Origin of the sequence: Streptomyces sp. NPDC005281, from assembly GCF_040607495.1 — a bacterium.
Lineage (GTDB): Bacteria > Actinomycetota > Actinomycetes > Streptomycetales > Streptomycetaceae > Streptomyces.
The window spans coordinates 459,515-479,000 of the sequence record NZ_JBEXGX010000002.1 but is presented as its reverse complement, the minus strand read 5'-3'; the positions used below and the strand labels follow the sequence as shown (position 1 = coordinate 479,000).

Annotated in this window: 13 protein-coding genes; 7 read left to right on the top strand and 6 right to left on the bottom strand. The window is 70.4% G+C overall.

What is annotated here, in order from left to right; translation table 11 throughout:
- Positions 1-125 precede the first annotated feature (125 nt).
- The gene (locus ABZV42_RS04815; RefSeq protein ID WP_355987358.1) at positions 126-1,763 is read left to right on the top strand and encodes an MFS transporter; all 1,638 of its coding nucleotides are present in this window, start codon (positions 126-128) and stop codon (positions 1,761-1,763) included.
- A gap of 13 nt (positions 1,764-1,776) precedes the next feature.
- Here ABZV42_RS04815 and ABZV42_RS04810 read toward each other — a convergent pair whose 3' ends face one another.
- The gene (locus ABZV42_RS04810) at positions 1,777-4,509 is read right to left on the bottom strand and encodes a SpoIIE family protein phosphatase (protein WP_355987356.1); all 2,733 of its coding nucleotides are present in this window, start codon (positions 4,507-4,509) and stop codon (positions 1,777-1,779) included.
- Positions 4,510-4,697: 188 nt separating this feature from the next.
- Between ABZV42_RS04810 and ABZV42_RS04805 the strand changes: the two genes are divergently transcribed.
- Positions 4,698-4,934, top strand: coding sequence for a DUF6296 family protein (locus ABZV42_RS04805; protein ID WP_355987354.1), 237 nt, complete (start codon positions 4,698-4,700; stop codon positions 4,932-4,934).
- Here the strand turns inward: ABZV42_RS04805 and ABZV42_RS04800 are convergent.
- The gene (locus ABZV42_RS04800) at positions 4,895-5,452 is read right to left on the bottom strand and encodes a GNAT family N-acetyltransferase (RefSeq protein ID WP_355987352.1); all 558 of its coding nucleotides are present in this window, start codon (positions 5,450-5,452) and stop codon (positions 4,895-4,897) included. The two genes, ABZV42_RS04805 and ABZV42_RS04800, sit on opposite strands and share 40 nt — an antisense overlap.
- Positions 5,453-5,575: 123 nt before the next feature.
- A complete protein-coding gene (locus tag ABZV42_RS04795) occupies positions 5,576-7,819 on the bottom strand; it encodes an MMPL family transporter (RefSeq protein WP_355987351.1) in 2,244 nt (747 codons plus the stop codon).
- 275 nt (positions 7,820-8,094) lie between these two features.
- Between ABZV42_RS04795 and ABZV42_RS04790 the strand changes: the two genes are divergently transcribed.
- Complete coding sequence (locus ABZV42_RS04790) at positions 8,095-8,946, top strand: SMP-30/gluconolactonase/LRE family protein (RefSeq protein WP_355987349.1); 852 nt, start codon at positions 8,095-8,097, stop codon at positions 8,944-8,946.
- Positions 8,947-9,437: 491 nt separating this feature from the next.
- Positions 9,438-11,831, top strand: a complete 2,394-nt coding sequence (locus ABZV42_RS04785) for a M4 family metallopeptidase (RefSeq protein ID WP_356050900.1) — start codon at positions 9,438-9,440, stop codon at positions 11,829-11,831.
- An 86-nt stretch (positions 11,832-11,917) separates the two neighbouring features.
- Here the strand turns inward: ABZV42_RS04785 and ABZV42_RS04780 are convergent, their stop codons facing one another.
- Positions 11,918-12,538, bottom strand: a complete 621-nt coding sequence (locus tag ABZV42_RS04780) for an L-threonylcarbamoyladenylate synthase (RefSeq protein WP_355987344.1) — start codon at positions 12,536-12,538, stop codon at positions 11,918-11,920.
- 92 nt (positions 12,539-12,630) lie between these two features.
- On the opposite strand from ABZV42_RS04780, the gene ABZV42_RS04775 reads away from it, so the two are divergent.
- On the top strand, positions 12,631-13,704 hold the full coding sequence (locus tag ABZV42_RS04775) for a dihydrodipicolinate reductase (RefSeq protein ID WP_355987342.1): 1,074 nt from the start codon (positions 12,631-12,633) through the stop codon (positions 13,702-13,704).
- A gap of 9 nt (positions 13,705-13,713) precedes the next feature.
- Entirely contained in the window at positions 13,714-14,193 is a 480-nt protein-coding gene (locus ABZV42_RS04770) for a carboxymuconolactone decarboxylase family protein (protein ID WP_355987471.1), read from the top strand.
- A 67-nt stretch (positions 14,194-14,260) separates the two neighbouring features.
- Here the strand turns inward: ABZV42_RS04770 and ABZV42_RS04765 are convergent, their stop codons facing one another.
- Positions 14,261-15,904: a GMC oxidoreductase gene (locus ABZV42_RS04765; RefSeq protein ID WP_355987340.1), complete on the bottom strand. Its 1,644-nt coding sequence runs from the start codon at positions 15,902-15,904 to the stop codon at positions 14,261-14,263.
- A gap of 250 nt (positions 15,905-16,154) precedes the next feature.
- On the opposite strand from ABZV42_RS04765, the gene kstD reads away from it, so the two are divergent.
- Entirely contained in the window at positions 16,155-17,948 is a 1,794-nt protein-coding gene (gene kstD, locus ABZV42_RS04760; RefSeq protein ID WP_355987338.1) for a 3-oxosteroid 1-dehydrogenase, read from the top strand.
- Between the two features lie 10 nt (positions 17,949-17,958).
- Here kstD and ABZV42_RS04755 read toward each other — a convergent pair whose 3' ends face one another.
- The gene (locus tag ABZV42_RS04755; RefSeq protein ID WP_355987336.1) at positions 17,959-19,125 is read right to left on the bottom strand and encodes a PP2C family protein-serine/threonine phosphatase; all 1,167 of its coding nucleotides are present in this window, start codon (positions 19,123-19,125) and stop codon (positions 17,959-17,961) included.
- Positions 19,126-19,486: the final 361 nt, after the last annotated feature.

Genomic DNA, 19,486 nt, shown 5'->3' with positions numbered 1-19,486 from the left:
GGCCAGGTGGGACGGTGACTCGGGACCGGCCCGTTGATCGATTGGTGAGGCGGGGCGGGCAGGCTTAACGTCGATGGAGTGAACGTCCGCGTTCACCGCCGACCCGCGATGCAGGGCCATCTACGATGACGGCCGATCACGTGACATCCTCCGAGTCTGCCGAGTCCCCGAAGCGGGGCCGAGGCAGCGGTATCGCACTCCTCGTCATCGCCTCGTGCCAGCTGATGGTGGTTCTCGACATCACCATCGTGAACATCGCGCTTCCGCACATCCAGACCTCGCTCGGCTTCTCGACCGAGAACCTGTCCTGGGTGATCAACGCCTACACACTGACCTTCGGTGGTCTGCTGCTGCTCGGTGGACGCTCCGGGGACATCCTCGGCAGACGCCGCATGTTCATCTTCGGCGTGCTGCTCTTCGTGTTCGCGTCGCTGCTCGGCGGACTCTCCCAGGAATCATGGCAGTTGCTCGCCGCACGCTCGCTCCAGGGCGTCGGCGGGGCCATCGCCTCACCCACGGCCCTGTCGCTGATCACCACCACCTTCCGTGAAGGACCCGAGCGCAACAGGGCGTTCGGCGTGTTCGCCGCCGTCTCCGCGGGCGGCAGCGCGATCGGGCTGCTCGCGGGCGGCATACTCGTCGAGTGGCTCGACTGGCGCTGGGTCTTCTTCGTGAACATCCCCATCGGCCTGTTGATCGTGCTGGCGACCCCCCGCTACATCAAGGAGTCCGAGCGCCATCCGGGCCGCTTCGACCTCCTGGGCGCCCTCACCTCCACGCTCGGCATGGTGCTGCTGGTCTACGGCTTCATCCGCGCCTCGGAGAAGGGCTGGAGCAACCCCCTCACCCTCGCGTCCTTCGGGGCCGCGCTGGTGTTCCTGATCGTGTTCATCACGGTCGAACGCAGGTCGAGACAGCCCATCACGCCCCTGTGGATGTTCCGCGACCGCAACCGCGCGGGTGTCTACGCGATGATGCTCAGCCTGTCCGCCGCCATCTTCGGGATGTTCTTCTTCCTGACCCTCTTCGTGCAGAACATCCTCGGATTCAGCCCGCTCAAGGCAGGCATCGCCTTCCTGCCGATCAGTGTGATCATCGCGATCGGCGCGGGTGTCGCGTCGAACCTGCTGCCCAGGTGGGGTCCCAAGCCCTTCATGGCCGTGGGCGCGATCCTCGCCGCGCTGGGCCTCGGCTGGCTGACGCTGACGGACGTCGACAGCACGTATCTCGGCAGCATTCTCGGACCCACCCTCGTCTTCGGCTTCGGCATGGGCCTTCAGTTCGTGTCGCTGACGCTGATGGCCGTGTCGGGAGTCCGGCCCAAGGACGCGGGCGCGGCCTCCGGCATCCTCAACGCCACCCAGCAGGTCGGCGGATCCCTCGGCCTGTCCGTGCTGGTCACGGTCTTCGGCACCGCCAGCCGCAACGAGGCCACCAACCAGGTCGCGAACTTCCTGTCGACCGCGACCCCGGCGCAGAAGCTCCAGTTCCGCAGGACGGGACAACTGCCGGCGCCCTGGAGCGGCCAGGTGCTGACGTCCGGCATCTCGGGAGCGTTCGTCGCCGCCGCCGTCTTCGCGGTCTTCGCCGCCCTCGTGGCCCTGATCGTCATCCAGGTACGCCCCTCCGACCTGGAGCGGCTCCAGGGAGGCGCCGCCGCGATGACTCCCGTGGACGGAGCCGGCGACGAGGCGGGCGCGTCGGCGGGAGCGACCCCGGTGGGGGACCCCGACGCGGGCGACGGGCCGTCCGCCCCCGGCTGACCCGTACGCCCGCTCAGGGCAGCGGCTGTTCCGCCCAGATGACCTTGCCCTCGGGCGTGTACCGGGTGCCCCAGCGGTCGGTGAGCTGGGCGACCAGGAACAGACCGCGTCCGCCCTCGTCCGTCGTCGCCGCGTACCGCAGATGCGGTGAGGTGTTGCTGCCGTCGAAGACCTCGCAGATCAGTGCCCGGTCCAGCAGCACGCGGACCCCGATGGGCCCGTTGCCGTAGCGGATCGCGTTGGTCACCAGCTCGCTGAGGATCAGCTCCGTGGTGAACGCTATCTCCTCGAGCCCCCACCGCTCCAGCTGCCGGCTGACCGAGGCACGTACCTTGCCCACGGCGGCCGGTTCGGACGGTACCTCCCAGGAGGCGATCCGGTCGGGGTCGAGAGCGTGGGTACGCGCCACGAGCAGGGCGATGTCGTCGCTCGGCCGGGCCGGCAGCAGGGCGCTCAGCACGGCCTGGCAGGTCTCCTCCGGCGAGCGGTCCGCCCCGGCCAGGGCCGTGCGCAGCAGTTCGAGCCCGACGTCGATGTCCCGTTCCCGGTCCTCGACCAGACCGTCCGTGTAGAGCACCAGCCGGCTGCCCTCCGCCAGTTCCAGCTCGGCCGTCTCGAACGGCAGACCGCCGAGGCCGAGCGGGGGACCGGCCGGCACGTCGGGGAACTCCACGCTGCCGTCCGGATGGATCAACGCGGGCGGCGGATGTCCGGCGCGGGCGACGGTACAGCGCCGGGTCGTCGGGTCGTAGACGGCGTACACGCAGGTGGCACCGGTGACGGCTGCCCTGCTGTCCTCCGGCAGCTCGTCCTGGTCGATCCGGCCGACCAGCTCGTCCAGCAGCCCGAGCAGTTCGTCGGGCGGCAGATCGAGGGCGGCGAAGTTGTGGACCGCCGTGCGCAGCCGGCCCATCGTCGCGGCGGCCAGCAGTCCGTGGCCGACGACATCGCCCACGACGACCGCGACCCGGGCGCCGGACAGCGGCAGCACGTCGAACCAGTCGCCGCCGACCCCCGCCTGCGCCGGCAGATAGCGGTAGGCGAGGTCGAGGGCGCTCTGGTCGGGCAGTGTGCGCGGCAGCAGGCTGCGTTGCAGGGTCACGGCCATCGTGTGCTCGCGGGTGTAGCGGCGGGCGTTGTCGATGGAGACGGCAGCGCGGGCGACCAGTTCCTCGGCGAGGGCGAGATCGTCCGCGTCGAAGGGGTCTGGCTTCTCGGAGCGCCAGAAGTTGACGACGCCCATGACCAGGGGGCCCACCCGCAGGGGGACGGTGATGAGGGAGTGGATTCCGTAGTCGACGACCTGTGCGGTGCGCTGCGGGTCCTGGGCCAGCCAGCCCGGCGCACCGCCGAGATCGGGCTCGACCACGGCCTCTCCGGTGCGCAGACTGTGGGCCTGCGGCGAGGACGGTACGAAGCCGATGTGCTCGCCGACCGGATAGAGCGGCGCGTCCGTGCGGATGCCGCCGGAGGCGGTGCGGCGCAGGCCGTTGCCCGCGTCCGGCTCCTGCCCGGTCAGTACGGCGTCGGCCAGGTCCACCGTGACGAAGTCCGCGAAGCGGGGGACGGCGACCGCTGTCAGTTCCTCGGCCGTACTGGCGACGTCCAGGCTCGTGCCGATGCGCACACCGGCGTCGTAGAGGAGTTTGAGGCGTTCGCGGGCGATGTCCGCCCGGCCCGAGAGCGCGCGCAGTTCGGTGGAGTCACGGAGGGTGGCGACGCTGCCGGCCGGCCCGCCCCGCAGGTGTGTGGGCCGCTGGTTGATGGCCAGGAGCTGGTCCCCGACGAGGTGCACCTCGTCGGTGGCCACGCGCCCGGAGGCCAGCAGCTCGGCGGTGCCCGAGTCGAGGCCGAGTTTCTGGACGTGCTCTCCCTCGGCGTTCGCGGGCAGGTCGAGCAGGCGGGTCGCCTCGTCGTTGGCCAGCAGCAGCTGTCCCTCCGCGCCGACGATGATCACTCCTTCCCGGACGGAGTGCAGCACGGCGTCGTGGTGCTCGTACATCCGGGTCATCTCGTACGGGCCGAGGCCGTGCGTCTGGCGCAGCAGACGTCGGGTGACCAGCGCGGTGCTCGCGGTCGCCAGGGCCAGTGCCACGCCGGCGGCGCCCAGCAGGAGCGGCAGCTGGTGGTCGGCGGCGCCGCCCACGTTGTCCGTGGTGATCCCGGCCGAGACCATGCCGACGACCTTGCCGTCGGGTGCCTTGACGGGGACGGTGGCCTGCACCAGCGGTCCGAGTGTCCCGTTGACCTGCTCGATGACGGAGTGGCCGGCCAGGACCGGTGCGGTGGTCCCGATGAACTTCTTGCCGATCCGGTCGGGCTTGGGGTGCGTGTAGCGGATCGAGTCGGTGTTCAGCACGACGATGAAGTCCACGTCCGACGCCTTGCGGGCGGCCTCCGCGCTGGGCTGGAGCAGGGCCGTGGGATCGGGGGCGCTCAGGGCCGCGCGCGTGCCGGGCGCGTTGGCGAACGTCTCCGCGACGGCGAGCGAGCGGTTGCGGGCCTCCTGGGTGGTGTCATGGCGCACCTGGAGCACCAGCGCGACCACCGCGGCGACGACCAGGAGCAGCACGATCACCACTTGCAGGACGAAGACCTGTCCGGCGACACTGCGCCCGCCGAGGGCGGAACGTAGCCCGTTGGACGGGCCGTGCCTGTGCTTGCCGTCGTGCGGCCCACGTTTCTGGTGCGCTGTACTGGGGCGGCGGGTCGACTGAGCCCGGGTTCGACCCAATAGTCCGACCATGAGCTATGTCTACACTGCCCGGCGTCCGGTGGCGAGAGGCGTCACGCACGGTGACCGGCTGTCGCCCCGGCCGCGTGGGTGGCGGGCGGAGCCGCCCGGCGCGGGCGGAGCGGCTCCCGGGTGCGTGGACGCATGATGGAGACGTAGGCCCTTGTACGTTCGTTTGTCGCTTCGGCGCGGAGGCCCTGATGAAGACCGTGGACCGCTACCGGCTGACCTTCACCCACCCCGGACCCGATGAACGCATGGTGACGGATGAGGTGGTCGTCGAGCGGACGACCGCCCATGGGCCGGGCGGTCATCCGGTGTACAGCGATCCCACGGGCATCCTCCGCGCCGAGATCAGCCCCGCGGGCGAGGTCCGCATGCTGGCCAGCGGCGCCTATCAGTCGCCGATCAACCCGGCCGCCGAACCGCTTTCCTGAACGGCCGCGCGCTCGGCCGCGGGCACGGTGCTCGCGGCCGGAAGGTCTCGTGTGAAGCGGAGGGCCGGACGCCCGTTCAGCTCCGTGGGGCCGGTGACGAGGAACCCGGTGCGGGCCAGGACCGCCCGGGACGCGGCGTTGTCGGTGGTCGCGGCCGCTCGCAGGGTGGTCAGGCCGTACGCGCTCGCGGCCAGCGCGCACACCTCCCGTACGGCTGCCGTGGCGAGCCCCCGGCCCGCCGCCCGCTCGGCGACGCGGTACCCGAGGTCGGCCGAACCGCCCGCCACATCGACCAGGTTGACGCGGGCCAGCACCGCGCCGGTGTCGTCCACGGCGAGGTGGAAGTGGGCCTGCCCCGCGTCCTGTTCGGCCAGACGCTCGCGGAGGACGGCGTCGAAGCCGGCGAACCAGGCGTCGCCGCGATCGGGGATCGACGCGGCGAAATAGACGCGGTTCTCCAGCTCGAACGAGAGCAGGGCGGGAGCGTGGTCGAGACGGAGCCGTTCGATCCGGGGCATCACGCCATGCTAGGTATCCGTACGGTCCGGAGCACGCGAATTCCCGTCGCGCGCCAGAGCGCCGCGCGCCGGGCCGCCTCTCGCACGCCGGGCCGCGGGCCGCCCGGCGTGACCGCAACGGTTCTAGGGCTCATCGCCCTCCGGGTCGATGTGCGGGAGGATCCGGTCCAGCCAGCGCGGGGTCCACCACGCGCGGGCGCCGAGCAGGGTCATCACCGCCGGGACCATCAGGAGCCGTACGACCGTCGCGTCGATCAGCACGCTCACGGCGAGGCCGAGACCGAGCATCTTGACCACGATGTTGTCGCTCACGATGAACGCGGCGAAGACGCTCATCATGATCAGAGCGGCGCAGGTGATCACCCGGGCGGTGATCTCCAGGGCGTGCGCGACGCTCGCCTTCGCGTCCCCGCTGCGCAGCCAGAACTCGTGCACCCGGGACAACAGGAAGATCTCGTAGTCCATGCTGAGCCCGAAGATGATCGCGAACATCATCATCGGCACATAGCTTTCGATGGGCACCTTGCCCGACACCCCGAGTGCCGGCCCGCCCCAGCCCCACTGGAAGACGGCGACGACGACGCCGTAGGAGGCGGCGATGGACAGCACGTTGAGGATCGCCGCCTTCAGCGCGACGAGAATGCCGCGGAAGACGATCAGGATGATGATGAAGGCCAGTGCGACCACCACGAGGATGATCAGGGGCAGCCGGCTCGAGACGATGTCACGGAAGTCGACCTGGGCGGCGGTCGTGCCCGTGACGTAGCCCTTGGCTGAGGTTCCGGACACGGCCTGCGGCAGGGTGTCGTCGACCAGGCGGTTCGTCAGGTCCGTGGTGTCCTGGTTCTGCGGGGACACCTTGGAGTAGACGGTGCCCACCAGCACGTCCCCGTCCTGGGTCGCCGTCAGCGGTGTGACCGTGGCCGCGCCCTGGACACCGTTGATCGTCTTCTGCGCCTGCGAGGCCAGGGAGGAACGCTTGTCGGACGGTACGTTCGTCTGGTCGATGACGACGGTCAGCGGGCCGTTGGAGCCGGGCCCGAAGGAGTCCGACATGATGTCGAACGCCCGTCGGTCGGTGAAGGACGTGGGGTCGGCGCCGTCACCGATGTGCCCGAGCTGGATGGTGAACACGGGGATGGCCAGAATCACCACCGTGAGGAGGCCGCCGGCCAGGAACCACCAGGGCCGCCGCTCGACACGCTGTGCGTAGCGGTGCCAGGTGCCGGTGATCGGCGCGCCGGGCTCGGCGTTCGTCTCCGCGACGGGGGTGCGCACGTGGTACCGGTCGATGCGCCTGCCGATGAGACCGAGCAGGGCGGGTACGAGGGTGAGCGCACCGATGACCGCCGAGACGACCGTGACGGCCGCCGCGAGGCCGAGTTTGCTGATGAACGAGACACCGGAGACGGACAGCCCGGCCAGGGCGATGATCACGGTGCAGCCCGAGACCAGGACGGCCCGTCCACTGGTGGTGGCGGCCCGGCCGGCCGCCCGCACCGGATCGGCGCCGTTGACGAGGTTCTGCCGGTGACGGGTGATCAGGAACAGGGCGTAGTCGATGCCGACGCCGAGTCCGATCATGGTGGCCAGCGTCGGCGACACCGTCGCGAAGGTGGTCGCGGCGGCGAGCAGGCCGAGGATGGCCAGCCCGCCCACCACGCTGACCAGGGCGGTCACCAGCGGCAGAGCCGCCGCGATGACACTGCCGAACCCGACGAGCAGGACGACGATCGCCACCGCGAAGCCGATCGCCTCGCTGATCCGGTCGTTCGCCTCGGGCCTGGCCAGTTCGCCCAGCGGGCCGCCGTACTCGACGTCGACGCCCGCGGACCGCAGCGGCTGGACGGCGCTGTCCACCCCGTGGAGGTACTCGTCGCCGAGGGTCGAGGGCTGCACGTCGAAGCGGACGGTGATGTAGCCGGTCTTCCCGTCGCTGGAGAGCGGCCCCACGTTCTGCTGCTGGGACTGGCCCGAGGACGGCTGGGACCCGGGCGGCGGCAGCGGGTTCTGCGCCGAAAGCACGTGCGGCAGCTTCCCCAGGGAGTCGACGGTCTGGCTCATCTGAGAGCTCAGTGAGGTCAGCGGCTTCTGCGTGTCACGCAGCACGACCTGGCTGCTGTAGCCGCCCGCGGCCGGATCGTGCGCCTTGAGGACGTCCAGCCCTTCGGTCGACTGGACCCCCGGCAGTGTGAAGTTGTCCGAGTACTGGCCGCCGAACGAGTGGTTGAGCCCTTGGAGCACACCCAGGGCGACGAGCCACGCCACGATGACGATCACGAAATGGCGGGCGCACCACTCGCCCAGCCGCTGCAGTCTTCCGGGCCTGGTCCGCCCGCTGGCTGAAGGGGCTTGTGTCGCCGACATGGGCAGCTCCTGCTCGAGGACGACTCCTCCGACTCCGTCATTAAACGACGCGACGATCATCGCGGCCCGCCGAGAACGAGCGGCGCCGGGACGGCCGTCGGGGCGGCGGTAGGGGCAGTCGGGGGTGGGCGCCGGGACAGCCGCCGGGCCGGGACGGGCGGGGGCCGCCGGGGAAGTTCCGCCGTCCGGTGGGCCGGGATCTGTCGATCCGGCGGGTGTCCGTTCGTTCGGATGGTGGGACACCGGTTGTGGGCCGGTGCGGAACGAAGGCTGTGATGAGGATGAACGGGGTACGGACGCTGCTCGAGGGGCGCGGTCTGGTCGAGTCGCCGCGCTGGCACGGGGACCGGCTGTACTTCTCCGACTGGAGCGCGGGCGAGGTCGTCGCCCTCGATCCGGTGGACGGGCGCGCCGAGGTCGTCGCGAGGGTGGCGTCGCTGCCGCTGTGCACCGACCGGCACCCCGACGGCAGCATGCTGATCGTCTCCTCGGCCGACGGCCTGCTGCTGCGCCGTGAGCCCGACGGCTCCCTGGCCGTGTACGCGGATCTGGGCCGGCCGGGCTGGAACGACATCGTGGTCGACGGCCGCGGAAACACCTATGTCAACCGGGCCGGGTTCGACCCGACGAAGGGCGAGGTGTTCGAGCCGGGCTCGGTCTCGCTCGTCACCCCGGACGGCTCGGTGCGCGAGGTGGCCGACGACATCGCGTTTCCCAACGGGATGGCCGTGACGGCCGACGGCTCCACCCTGATCGTCGCCGACTCCTACCGGCACGCTCTGGTCGCCTTCGGCATCGGCCCGGACGGCGCTCTGTCGGGCCGGCGTGTCTGGGCCGAGCTGGGGGAGGGGACTCCGGACGGCATCTGCGTCGACGCGGAGAACGCGGTCTGGTACGCCGACGTACCGGGCCGGCGCTGTGTGCGTGTCGCCGAGGGAGGTGCGGTGCTGGACCGGGTGGACCTCGACCGCGGTGGGTTCGCCTGTGTGCTGGGCGGGCACGACCGGCGGACGCTGTTCGTCGTGGCCGCCGTCTGGCGCGGCATGACCGAGTCCGAGTTGGTGACACCCGGCTCCGGCCAGGTGCTGGCCACCCGGGTCGAGGTACCGGGAGCGGGCCGGCCCTGACCCGGCCGCCTCCGGGCCTTCGCTCAGCCGCGCGGAGCTGTTCGGCCTCCCGGCCGCGGCTCGGGCCTCCCGGCCGTTCGCCCGGTCGTCGCTCCGCCGACCGCGCCCGCCCGTCCTTCGCTCCGCGGCCCGGGCGTCCTATCGTCGGGGCCGAACAACGCATGACGTGAACCGCGTGCCGGGCGGCAACTGCCGTGCGGTGCGCGGTGCTTGGGCGCGCCGAGGCGGTGGGTGCCGGTGGCGCGGGCGGGGAACGTGGTGCGCCGCAGGGGTTTCGGCGCGCGGGCGTAGGGATAACCCTCGATCGACTCCAAGGCCATGTCATGCCTAGGTCAAAAGTGCCATCCTTCCCACACCTGTGGGACAGGTCGTCCATGGTCTGCCCACAGCCGCGTTCCCGCGCGCCCCTGCTCAGCTCTTCCCGGACAGCACATCCCGTCTGCCCGGTCTGTCACCGGCCGCCGACCGCGGCCGAAGCAGTAGGAGTACGAGTGAGACACCTCCCCCGTCAGGCGACCGCGGCCGGAGCCCTGGTGGCCACCGCCGCGTTCCTGGCTGTCGGCATACAGACGGTCCCGGCCGTCGCCAAGCCCGCCCCCCACACAACCCCCCTGCGCACGGGGGGACTTGAGGCCAAGCTCACCACGGCCCAGCACCTGGCGCTGCTGACGAAGGCATCGAAGCAGACCACCGCGACCGCCGGAACCCTGGGCCTCGGCTCGAAGGAGAAGCTGGTCGTCAAGGACGTCGTCAAGGACAACGACGGCACCCTGCACACCCGTTACGAGCGCACCTACGCCGGCCTCCCGGTGCTCGGCGGCGACATCGTGGTCCACACCCCGCCGGCCTCGCAGGCCACCGGCACGGTGAGCACGACCTTCAACAACAGGCACACCATCAAGGTAGCGAGCACCGCCGCGTCCGTCACCAAGGCCACCGCCGGGGCCCAGGCGCTCAAGGCGGCGAAGGCGCTCAAGGCGGACAAGCCCGCCACGGAGAGCGCCCGCAAGGTCATCTGGGCCGGCAACGGCACCCCCAGGCTCGCCTGGGAGACCGTGGTCAGCGGCGTCCAGGACGACGGTACGCCGAGCAAGCTGCACGTCGTCACCGACGCCACCACCGGCAAGGAACTCACCCGGTACGAGGGCATCGAGACCGGCACCGGCAACACCCAGTACAGCGGTTCGGTCACGCTGAACACCACGCTGTCCGGGTCGACGTACCAGCTGTACGACACCACACGCGGTGGTCACAAGACGTACTCGCTGAACAACGGCACCTCCGGCACCGGCACGCTGATGACGGACTCGGACGACGTCTGGGGCACCGGCGCGGGCTCCAACACGCAGACGGCCGGAGCGGACGCCGCCTACGGCGCCCAGATGACCTGGGACTTCTACAAGAACACCTTCGGCCGCAGCGGCATCAAGAACGACGGCGTCGCCGCCTACTCGCGCGTCCACTACAGCTCGGCGTACGTCAACGCCTTCTGGGACGACAGCTGCTTCTGCATGACGTACGGCGACGGCACCAGCAGCACCCACGCGCTGACCTCGCTGGACGTCGCGGGCCACGAGATGAGCCACGGCGTCACCTCCAACACCGCGGGCCTGAACTACACGGGTGAGTCCGGCGGTCTGAACGAGGCGACCTCGGACATCTTCGGCACCGGCGTGGAGTTCTACGCCAACAACTCGACCGACGTGGGCGACTACCTCATCGGTGAGAAGATCGACATCAACGGCGACGGCTCGCCGCTGCGTTACATGGACAAGCCGAGCAAGGACGGCAGTTCCGCGGACAGTTGGTACTCGGGTGTCGGCAACCTCGACGTCCACTACTCCTCGGGCCCGGCGAACCACATGTTCTACCTGCTCTCCGAGGGCAGCGGCAGCAAGGTGATCAACGGCGTCACCTACAACAGCACGACCTCCGACGGCGTGGCCGTCGCGGGTATCGGCCGGGCCGCGGCCCTCCAGATCTGGTACAAGGCGCTGACGACGTACATGACGTCGAGCACAAACTACGCGGGTGCCCGCACCGCCGCGCTGAACGCCGCCACGGCGCTCTACGGCGCCAGCTCCACCCAGTACGCGGGCGTGGCGAACGCGTTCGCCGGCATCGCGGTCGGCAGCCACGTCACCCCGCCGACCAGCGGTGTGACCGTCACCAACCCGGGCAGCCAGTCCTCCACCGTCGGCACCACGGTGAGCCTTCAGGTCTCGGCCAGCAGCACCAACAGCGGCTCCCTGACCTACGCCGCCTCCGGTCTGCCGACCGGTCTGTCGATCAGCAGCTCGACGGGCGCCATCACCGGTACGCCGACCACGGCGGGGACGTACAGCACGACCGTCACCGTCACGGACAGCACCGGCGCGACCGGAACCGCGACCTTCACCTGGACGGTCAGCACCTCCGGCGGTGGTGGCACCTGCACCTCGGCGCAGCTCCTCGGCAACCCCGGCTTCGAGTCGGGCAGCACCACCTGGACCGCCTCCAGCGGAGTCATCACCAACTCCAGCAGCCAGGCGGCCCACGGTGGCTCCTACAAGGCGTGGATGGACGGCTACGGCTCGACGCACACCGACACGCTGTCCCAGTCGGTGGCCGTCCCGAGCGGCTGCAAGGCCACGCTGACGTTCTACCTGCACATCGACACGGCCGAGACGACCACCAGCACCGCGTACGACAAGCTGACGGTCACGGCCGGATCGACCACGCTGGCGACCTACTCCAACCTCAACAAGGCCACCGGCTACACCCAGAAGACCTTCGACCTGTCCTCCTTCGCCGGTTCGACCGTCGCGCTGAAGTTCAGCGGCGTCGAGGACTCCTCGCTCCAGACCAGCTTCGTCGTGGATGACACCGCACTGACGACCAGCTGACCTTCAGTACCCGGTATCCCCCCACACAACGGCCGCGACGTGGGTCCTCCGTGAGGACGACCCACGTCGCACGCCGCTTTCCGGGGCTACTCGAACCGGGACGGGTCACCCGCTCCGAGGCGTACGAGCTCGGGTTCCGCGCCGGAGAAGTCGACGACGGTCGTCGGCTCGGTGCCGCAGTCGCCGGAGTCGATGACGGCGTCCACCACGTGGTCGAGGCGGTCCTTGATCTCCCAGCCCTGGGTCAGCGGCTTGTCCTCGTCCGGCAGGAGCAGGGTGCTCGACAGCAGCGGTTCGCCCAGTTCGGCGAGGATCGCCTGCGCGACGGCGTGGTCGGGAATCCGCACCCCGACGGTTTTCTTCTTCGGGTGCAGCAGCCGGCGCGGAGCCTCCTTCGTCGCCGGGAGGATGAAGGTGTAACTGCCGGGCGTAGCCGCCTTGACCGTGCGGAAGACCGCGTTGTCGATCCGTACGAAGTGCCCCAGCTGGGCGAAGTCCTCGCACATCAGCGTGAAGTGGTGGCGCTCGTCCAACTGGCGGATCGAGCGGATGCGGTCGATCCCGTCCCGGTTGCCGAGCGCGCAGCCGAGCGCGAAGCAGGAGTCCGTCGGGTAGACGATCAGCCCGCCGCTGCGGACGATCTCCACCACTTGGCCGATGATGCGGCGCTGCGGGTTTTCCGGGTGAACGTCGAAGTACTTGGCCATGGTTCGAGCTTAGAGGGTGGCCGGATTTTCGACGGAATTCTCCGCGGTCGCGGCTATAGGAACCTCGCGGCGCTCTCGCTACCCTCCGCCGCATGATTTCCACGGTGGTCTGGGGTACCGGCAATGTCGGCCGCGCGGCCATCCGCGCCGTCGAGGCCCACCCGGAACTGAAACTCGCGGCCGTCCTCGTCCACGACCCCGGCAAGGTGGGCCGCGACGCGGGCGAGCTCGCCGGACTCGGCCACGGCCTCGGTGTCGCGGCGAGCGACGACATCGAAGCGGTCCTGGCCTCGCGCCCGGGAGCCGTGGTCTACGCGGCCACCGGCGACATCCGCCCCGACGACGCCCTCGCCGACATCGGCAGGGCGATCCGGGCCGGTGCGGTGGTCGTCACCCCCGCCCTCTATCCGCTCTACGACCAGCGCAGCGCCCCGCCCGAGTTCCGCGACCCCGTGCTCGCCGCCATCGCGGAAGGCGGCGGCTCCCTGTTCGTCTCCGGAGTCGATCCGGGCTGGGGCAATGACGTCCTCCCGCTGCTGATCAGCGGTCTGGGCACCACGATCGACGCCATCCGCTGCCAGGAGATCTTCGACTACTCGACGTACGAACAGGAGGAATCCGTACGGTACTTGGTCGGCATGGGGCAGCCGATGGACTACGAGCCGCCGATGCTCGCCCCCTCGATCCCGACCATGGTGTGGGGTGGCCAGATACGGCTCATGGCGCGGGCCCTCGGCGTCGAACTCGACGACATCCGCGAGACGTTGGAGCGGCGCCCGCTGACGGACACCGTGAGCACCCGCACCATGGGCGAGTTCGAGGCCGGCACTCAGGGCGCGGTCCGCTTCGAAGTGCGGGGAATCGTCGGGGGAGAGCCCCGGATCGTCATCGAGCACATCACCCGGATCCATGCCTCCTGCGCCCCGGACTGGCCGTCGCCGCCGGACGGTGACGGTGCCCACCGGGTGATCATCGAGGGGCGCCCGCGCATCGAGGTCACCGTCGCGGCCACCGACGAGGGCGAGAACCGCTCCGCCGGCGGGAACGCCACCGCGGTCGGCCGCCTGGTCGGCGCCATCGACTGGCTGGTGGACGCGGAACCGGGGCTCTACGACGCACTCGACGTCCCGCTGCGTCCCGCAGTCGGCCGACTGGGAAGGAAGTGACCCATGACCCTGCGCATCGACATCCCCGAGGGGCAGGAACCGATCGGATACGTGTGGGGCGAGTTGGTGCCCGGCATCGGCATGGCCGCCGCGAACTTCTCCCTGTCGGTGTACGAGCACACGACGCTGGGGCTGCGCGAGTTCGAGGCCGCCCGGCTGCGCATCGCGCAGATCAACGGGTGTCTGTTCTGCCTCGACTGGCGTACGGAACGGGACGGCGACAAGGTCGAGGAGGAGTTCGCGGACGCGGTGACCCAGTGGCGTACCGCCGACGCCTTCGACGACCGGACACGACTGGCCGCCGAGTACGCCGAGCGGTACGCCCTGGATCACCATGGTCTGGACGAGGAGTTCTGGACCCGGATGACGGCGCTGTACAGCCAGCGGGAGATCGTGGAGCTGACCATGAGCGTCGGCTCCTGGCTGGCGTTCGGCCGGCTCAACCATGTGCTCGGCCTCGACGCCGTGTGCGTGCTGCCGACCCATTGACCGCGTCCGAACCCGTACGACCGAGGCCCGCCGAGCCGCTCCGGGCCTCTCACGAGGCCCGCGCCCCTCAGAGGTCCACGGCGATGATGTTCTCGATGTTCCTTTCGGCGAGTGCGGTGATGGTGACGAACGGATTGACGCTGGTGTTGCCGGGAATCAGCGCGCCGTCGATGACGTACAGGCCCGAATAGCCTTGCAGGCGACCGTAGTTGTCGGTGGCCTTGTCGAGCACGGCGCCGCCGAGCGGGTGGTAGGTGAGGTGGTCGCCCCAGATCTTGTACACACCGAAGAGATCGGTCCGGTAGATCGTGCCCTCCTTCGCGTTGATCTTGTCGAAGATCGTCTTCGCCATGTCGATGGCGGGCTGCTTCCAGGCGGTCTGCCAGTTGAGGTCGACGTTGCCGGTGGAGGCGTTCCAGGTGAACCGGGCACGGTTCGGGTTCTTGGTGATGGACAGGTAGAACGAGGCCCAGGTCTCGATGCCGGTGGGCAGCGGTGCCACCTCGGCGAAGGCGCCGCCCGCGGTCCAGTTGTCGATGCCGCCGCAGGGGATACTGGCCTGGAGCGAGCCGGTCGGGTCCCATATCTGGTTCGCCCGGCCGCACATGACGTTCCCGTTGTCGCCCCAGCCCTGGCCGATCTCGCCGTTCAGCCCGGGCAGCGCGCCGGTCGCCTTCAGCTTGACCAGCAGCTTGCTGGTCCCCACGCTTCCGGCCGCGAAGAACACCCGGTCGGCGGTCACCGTCTTGGAAGCCGTGGCGTCGCCGTTGGTGTTGAGCTGGTCGATCAGGACGGTGTAGCCGCCGCCGGCCGCGGGGGAGACCGAAGTGACCTTGTGCAGCGGTGAGACGGTGACCCTGCCGGTGGCCGCGGCCTGGGCGAGATAGGTCTTCTGGAGCGACTTCTTGCCGTAGTTGTTGCCGTAGAGGATCTCTCCGGCGAGGGCCGATTTGGTGACGCTGCCCGCGGCCTCCTGCTTCATGTAGTCCCAGTCGTACACGTCGGGCACGAAGACGAAGGGGAATCCGGAGCGCTGGGCCTGCTTGCGGCCGAGGCGTGCGTACTGGTAGCAGGCGGTGGTGTCGAACCACGCCGGGTCGATGAGGCCCGTGCCGAGCGTGGCGTTGGCCCGCGGGTAGTAGGTCGCGTACATCTCGTCGGCGTTCACCGACGGGAGGATGGCGCCGAAGTTCTCCCGTTTGGGGGTGACCGCCATGCCTCCGTTGACCAGGGAGCCGCCGCCGACGCCCCGGCCCTGGTACACGATGATCTGGCCCATCTCCTCGGCGTCCAGGATCCCCGTGTAGCGGGGGATGTCCTTGTCGATCGGGAAGCCGAGGAAGTTGCTGAGGGGCTGCTTGGTCCTGGTGCGCAGCCAGTACGAACGCTGGTCCGGGCTGGTCGTGTTGGCGAAGATCTTGCCGTCCGAGCCCGGTGTGTCCCAGGCCATGCCCATCTCGACCATCTGCACGTCGACGCCCGCCTGGGCGAGCCGCAGGGCGGCGACGGAACCGCCGTACCCGGTGCCGATCACCAGGACGGGGACGTGTGCTCCGGAAGGGATCGCCGAGGCCGCCGTGGCGATCTGAGCGGGGGCCGCGACGGCGCGACCGGCAAGGCTCACTGCTCCAAGAATAGAACCTGTTCCAGCTATGAATCGTCGGCGCGAGACACCTCTGGAATCCTTTTCGTGCTGGTTGATGTCACCCACGTGACACTCCTCACTCTAGATGAGTGGGAACAGGTTCTACTGTCACCGGCTTGTCAAGTCACTACATACCGGTTGGTAACTTCTGTCCGATCTTGCGGTGATCGGCGAGCTCTGGCCGACTTGCCCTTGACTTCACAAGACCCTCGCGCGACATTCCTGACGCTGCATCAGAATCGGTACGGCGGGGGCCTGTCGGCTCCCGGAGCAACGGAACGCCTCACATTCCCTCGCCCCGCTGGAGAGCCCTGCCATGTCCCCGAGCGCGGACCCCGTCGGACGCACCGACTCCTTCCCGGCACAAGGCCCCACACGGCGCGGGGTGCTCGGCACGGCCACGGGAGCCGCTCTCGCGCTTGCCGCGGGCATCGCCGGTTCCGCCACGGCGGCCGACCTGCCCCTGCTCGGCACGTACGACGTCGTCGTGGTCGGCTCGGGAGCCGCCGGGATGACCGCGGCGCTCACCGCCGCGAAACAGGGACTGAGCTGCGTCGTTCTGGAGAAGGCGGCCACCTTCGGAGGTTCCGCGGCCCGCTCCGGCGCGGGCATCTGGATCCCCAACAACCCGGTGATCCTCGCCGCCGGCGTCCCCGACACCCCGGCGAAGGCCGCCGCCTACCTCGCGGCCGTCGTCGGCCCGGACGTCTCCGCCGACCGGCAGCAGGCCTTCCTCGGCCACGGACCGGCCATGATCTCCTTCGTCATGGCCAACAGCCCGCTGCGCTTCCGCTGGATGGAGGGATACAGCGACTACTACCCGGAGCTCCCCGGCGGCCTGACCGGCGGCCGCTCCATGGAGCCCGACCAGCTCGACGGCAACATCCTCGGAGCCGAACTCGCCCACCTCAACCCGGCGTACATGGCCGTCCCGGCCGGCATGGTCGTCTTCAGCGCCGACTACAAGTGGCTCACCCTCGCCGCCGTGAGCGCGAAGGGCGCGGCCGTCGCCACCGCGTGTCTGGCCCGCGGCACCAGCGCGGCCCTGCTGGGCCAGAAGCCGCTGACGATGGGCCAGTCGCTCGCCGCCGGGCTGCGCGCCGGCCTGCTCGCCGCCCAGGTCCCGGTACGGCTGAACACCCCGCTGTCCGACCTGTTCGTGGAGAACGGCACGGTCACGGGCGCGGTGGTCACGCAGAACGGCGTGCCCGGCCTGTTCAGGGCCCGGCGCGGGGTCGTCGTCGGTTCCGGCGGCTTCGAGCACAACGCGGCCATGCGCGCCGAGTTCCAGCGGCAGCCCATCGGGACCGCCTGGACGGTGGGCGCCAAGGAGAACACCGGCGACGGCATCCAGGCGGGGCGCCGGGCCGGGGCGGCGCTGGACCTGATGGACGACGCCTGGTGGGGCCCGGCCGTCCCGCTGCCCGACCAGCCCTACTTCTGCCTCGCCGAACGCACACTGCCCGGAGGGCTGCTGGTCAACGCGGCCGGCGCGCGCTTCGTCAACGAGGCCGGGCCCTACAGCGACGTCGTGCACACCATGTACGACCGCAACCCGAGCGCTCCGGACATCCCGGCGTGGCTGGTCGTCGACCAGAACTACCGCAACCGCTACCTGTTCAAGGACGTCGCGCCGACCTTCCCGTTCCCCGACTCCTGGTACACCTCGGGCGCCGCGTACAAGGCATGGACCCTGGACGACCTCGCCGGCCGGATCGGTGTCCCCGCCGCCGCACTGCGCACCACCGTCAGCCGCTTCAACAGCCTGGCCCTCAGCGGCAAGGACACCGACTTCCACCGCGGCGCCAGCGCCTACGACCACTACTACACGGACCCCGCGATCCTCCCCGACTCCTGCCTCGCCCCGCTGTGGCTCCCTCCGTTCCACGCCTTCAGGATCGTCCCCGGCGACCTCGGCACCAAGGGCGGCCTGCGCACCGACGCCCGCGCCCGCGTCCTGCGCCCGGACGGCACGGTGATCCCCGGCCTGTACGCGGCGGGCAACGCCAGCGCGGCCGTCATGGGCCACAGTTACGCGGGCGCGGGCTCGACGATCGGTCCCGCGATGACCTTCGGGTACATCGCGGCACTCGACATCGCGGCGGCCTGACGAAGAGCTCTCAGCCGCCGTCGGCCTCCGCGCCGGTGTCCTCGTCCGCGCCGGTGTCGCCGGCGGCGCGCCCGCCCCGGTCACCGCGGGGCCATGGCGACAGGACCAGGATGGAGACGTCGTCGCGGATCGACGGGCAGAACCGGACCAGGTCCTCCCACACGCGGTCGACGAGCGCGTCCGACGACTCCTCGACGAACCCGGCCAGCCGGTCCGGCAGTGGATAGAAGGCGCCGGTGGTGTCCCGGCTCTCGCTCACGCCGTCCGACGCGATGAACAGCCGGTCGCCGGGCTCCAGCTCGACGGTGCGCACCTTCGGCGGGGACAGCTCGAAGAACCCGAGCCCCAGCGGGGACCCAGGCTCGGTGTCGAGTTCGAGGGCCTTCGTGCCGCGCAGAAGCATGGGTGAGGGATGCCCGCAGGACACCAGCCGCACCGTACCGGTCCCGGGCGGGAACTCCAGGAGCAGCGCGGTGGCGAACAGTTCGGCGTGATCGACCGACGCGGAGTCCACGACCAGCCTGCGATCGAGCCGGGCCGCGGCCGCCTCCAGATCACGCTGGTCCAGCACCGTCTCCCGGAACGCCCCGAGCAGCGAGGCGACCGTTCCCACGGCCGACAGCCCGTGTCCCTGTACGTCGCCCATCACGGCCCGGACCCCGAAAGGCCCGTCCCGCACGTCGAAGAAGTCACCGCCGACCAGCGTCTCCTGCTGCGCGGGCCGGTACAGCGCGGTGCAGCGGACCGCGCCGACGCGGTCGGGCAGCGGCGGCAGCACGGCGAGCTGGGCGGCCTCCGCCACCGAGCGCACGGTGACCAGATGGGCGTCCCTGCGGGTGCGGACGAGGGCCACGAACACGCTGAGCACGGCGATGAAGCCGATGGTGAGCAGGTCCGCGTTGCCCGGATGGTTGAGCCGGAGTGCGGGGACGTTCAGCAGGACCACGACGACCGCGCCGAAGGCGGCCGTCGCCAGGGGGCCGTAGGAGAGGACGGCCAGGGAGGGGATGGCGCCCAGCAGGAAGCCGATGTCCAGCGGCTCACTGCTCGCGAGTTCTCCCGCGCAGACGCCCACCAGCAGAACGGGCGGCAGCAGCCGTACCCAGCGCGGAGGGGGCGAGCCGCGCAGCCATCCCAGGCGGTCGTCCCGCCGAGCGGGCGCGGCCTTCGTGCCCATGGCACTCCTCCCTTTGCCACCACGCTCCTCCCATCCATGCCGTCGCGCATTTTGATCGGCCCGGGGACGCGGGCGGGCCGGAACGGGCGGGGAGCGGCGACTTCGAGAACGGGGAAGGGAGACGGCCGACGCGGGAGGCCCCGGTGCCGCGAGCGGAGCGAAGCCCCGTCACCACGGGGATGGGATGACGGGGCTCCAGAGGGCGTGTGCCCCGTCATCGGTGTTTCACCCCGGCGCGCCTCGTCCAGCCGACCCGCTGCCCGCTGCCCGCTGCCCGCTGCCCGCTGTCCGCTGTCCGCATCGCCGGCTGAATCAGACGCGGTCCCGGGGCGGACCCGGCGGCCCGTGCCCAGAGAGGCCC

Bases quoted from the DNA above. Each gene is read 5' to 3' on its own strand.
- ABZV42_RS04815 (WP_355987358.1), top strand. From the start codon at position 126: ATGACGGCCGATCACGTGACATCCTCCGAGTCTGCCGAGTCCCCGAAG.
- ABZV42_RS04810 (WP_355987356.1), bottom strand. From the start codon at position 4,509: ATGGTCGGACTATTGGGTCGAACCCGGGCTCAGTCGACCCGCCGCCCC.
- ABZV42_RS04805 (WP_355987354.1), top strand. From the start codon at position 4,698: ATGAAGACCGTGGACCGCTACCGGCTGACCTTCACCCACCCCGGACCC.
- ABZV42_RS04800 (WP_355987352.1), bottom strand. From the start codon at position 5,452: ATGCCCCGGATCGAACGGCTCCGTCTCGACCACGCTCCCGCCCTGCTC.
- ABZV42_RS04795 (WP_355987351.1), bottom strand. From the start codon at position 7,819: ATGTCGGCGACACAAGCCCCTTCAGCCAGCGGGCGGACCAGGCCCGGA.
- ABZV42_RS04790 (WP_355987349.1), top strand. From the start codon at position 8,095: ATGAGGATGAACGGGGTACGGACGCTGCTCGAGGGGCGCGGTCTGGTC.
- ABZV42_RS04780 (WP_355987344.1), bottom strand. From the start codon at position 12,538: ATGGCCAAGTACTTCGACGTTCACCCGGAAAACCCGCAGCGCCGCATC.
- ABZV42_RS04775 (WP_355987342.1), top strand. From the start codon at position 12,631: ATGATTTCCACGGTGGTCTGGGGTACCGGCAATGTCGGCCGCGCGGCC.
- kstD (WP_355987338.1), top strand. From the start codon at position 16,155: ATGTCCCCGAGCGCGGACCCCGTCGGACGCACCGACTCCTTCCCGGCA.
- ABZV42_RS04755 (WP_355987336.1), bottom strand. From the start codon at position 19,125: ATGGGCACGAAGGCCGCGCCCGCTCGGCGGGACGACCGCCTGGGATGG.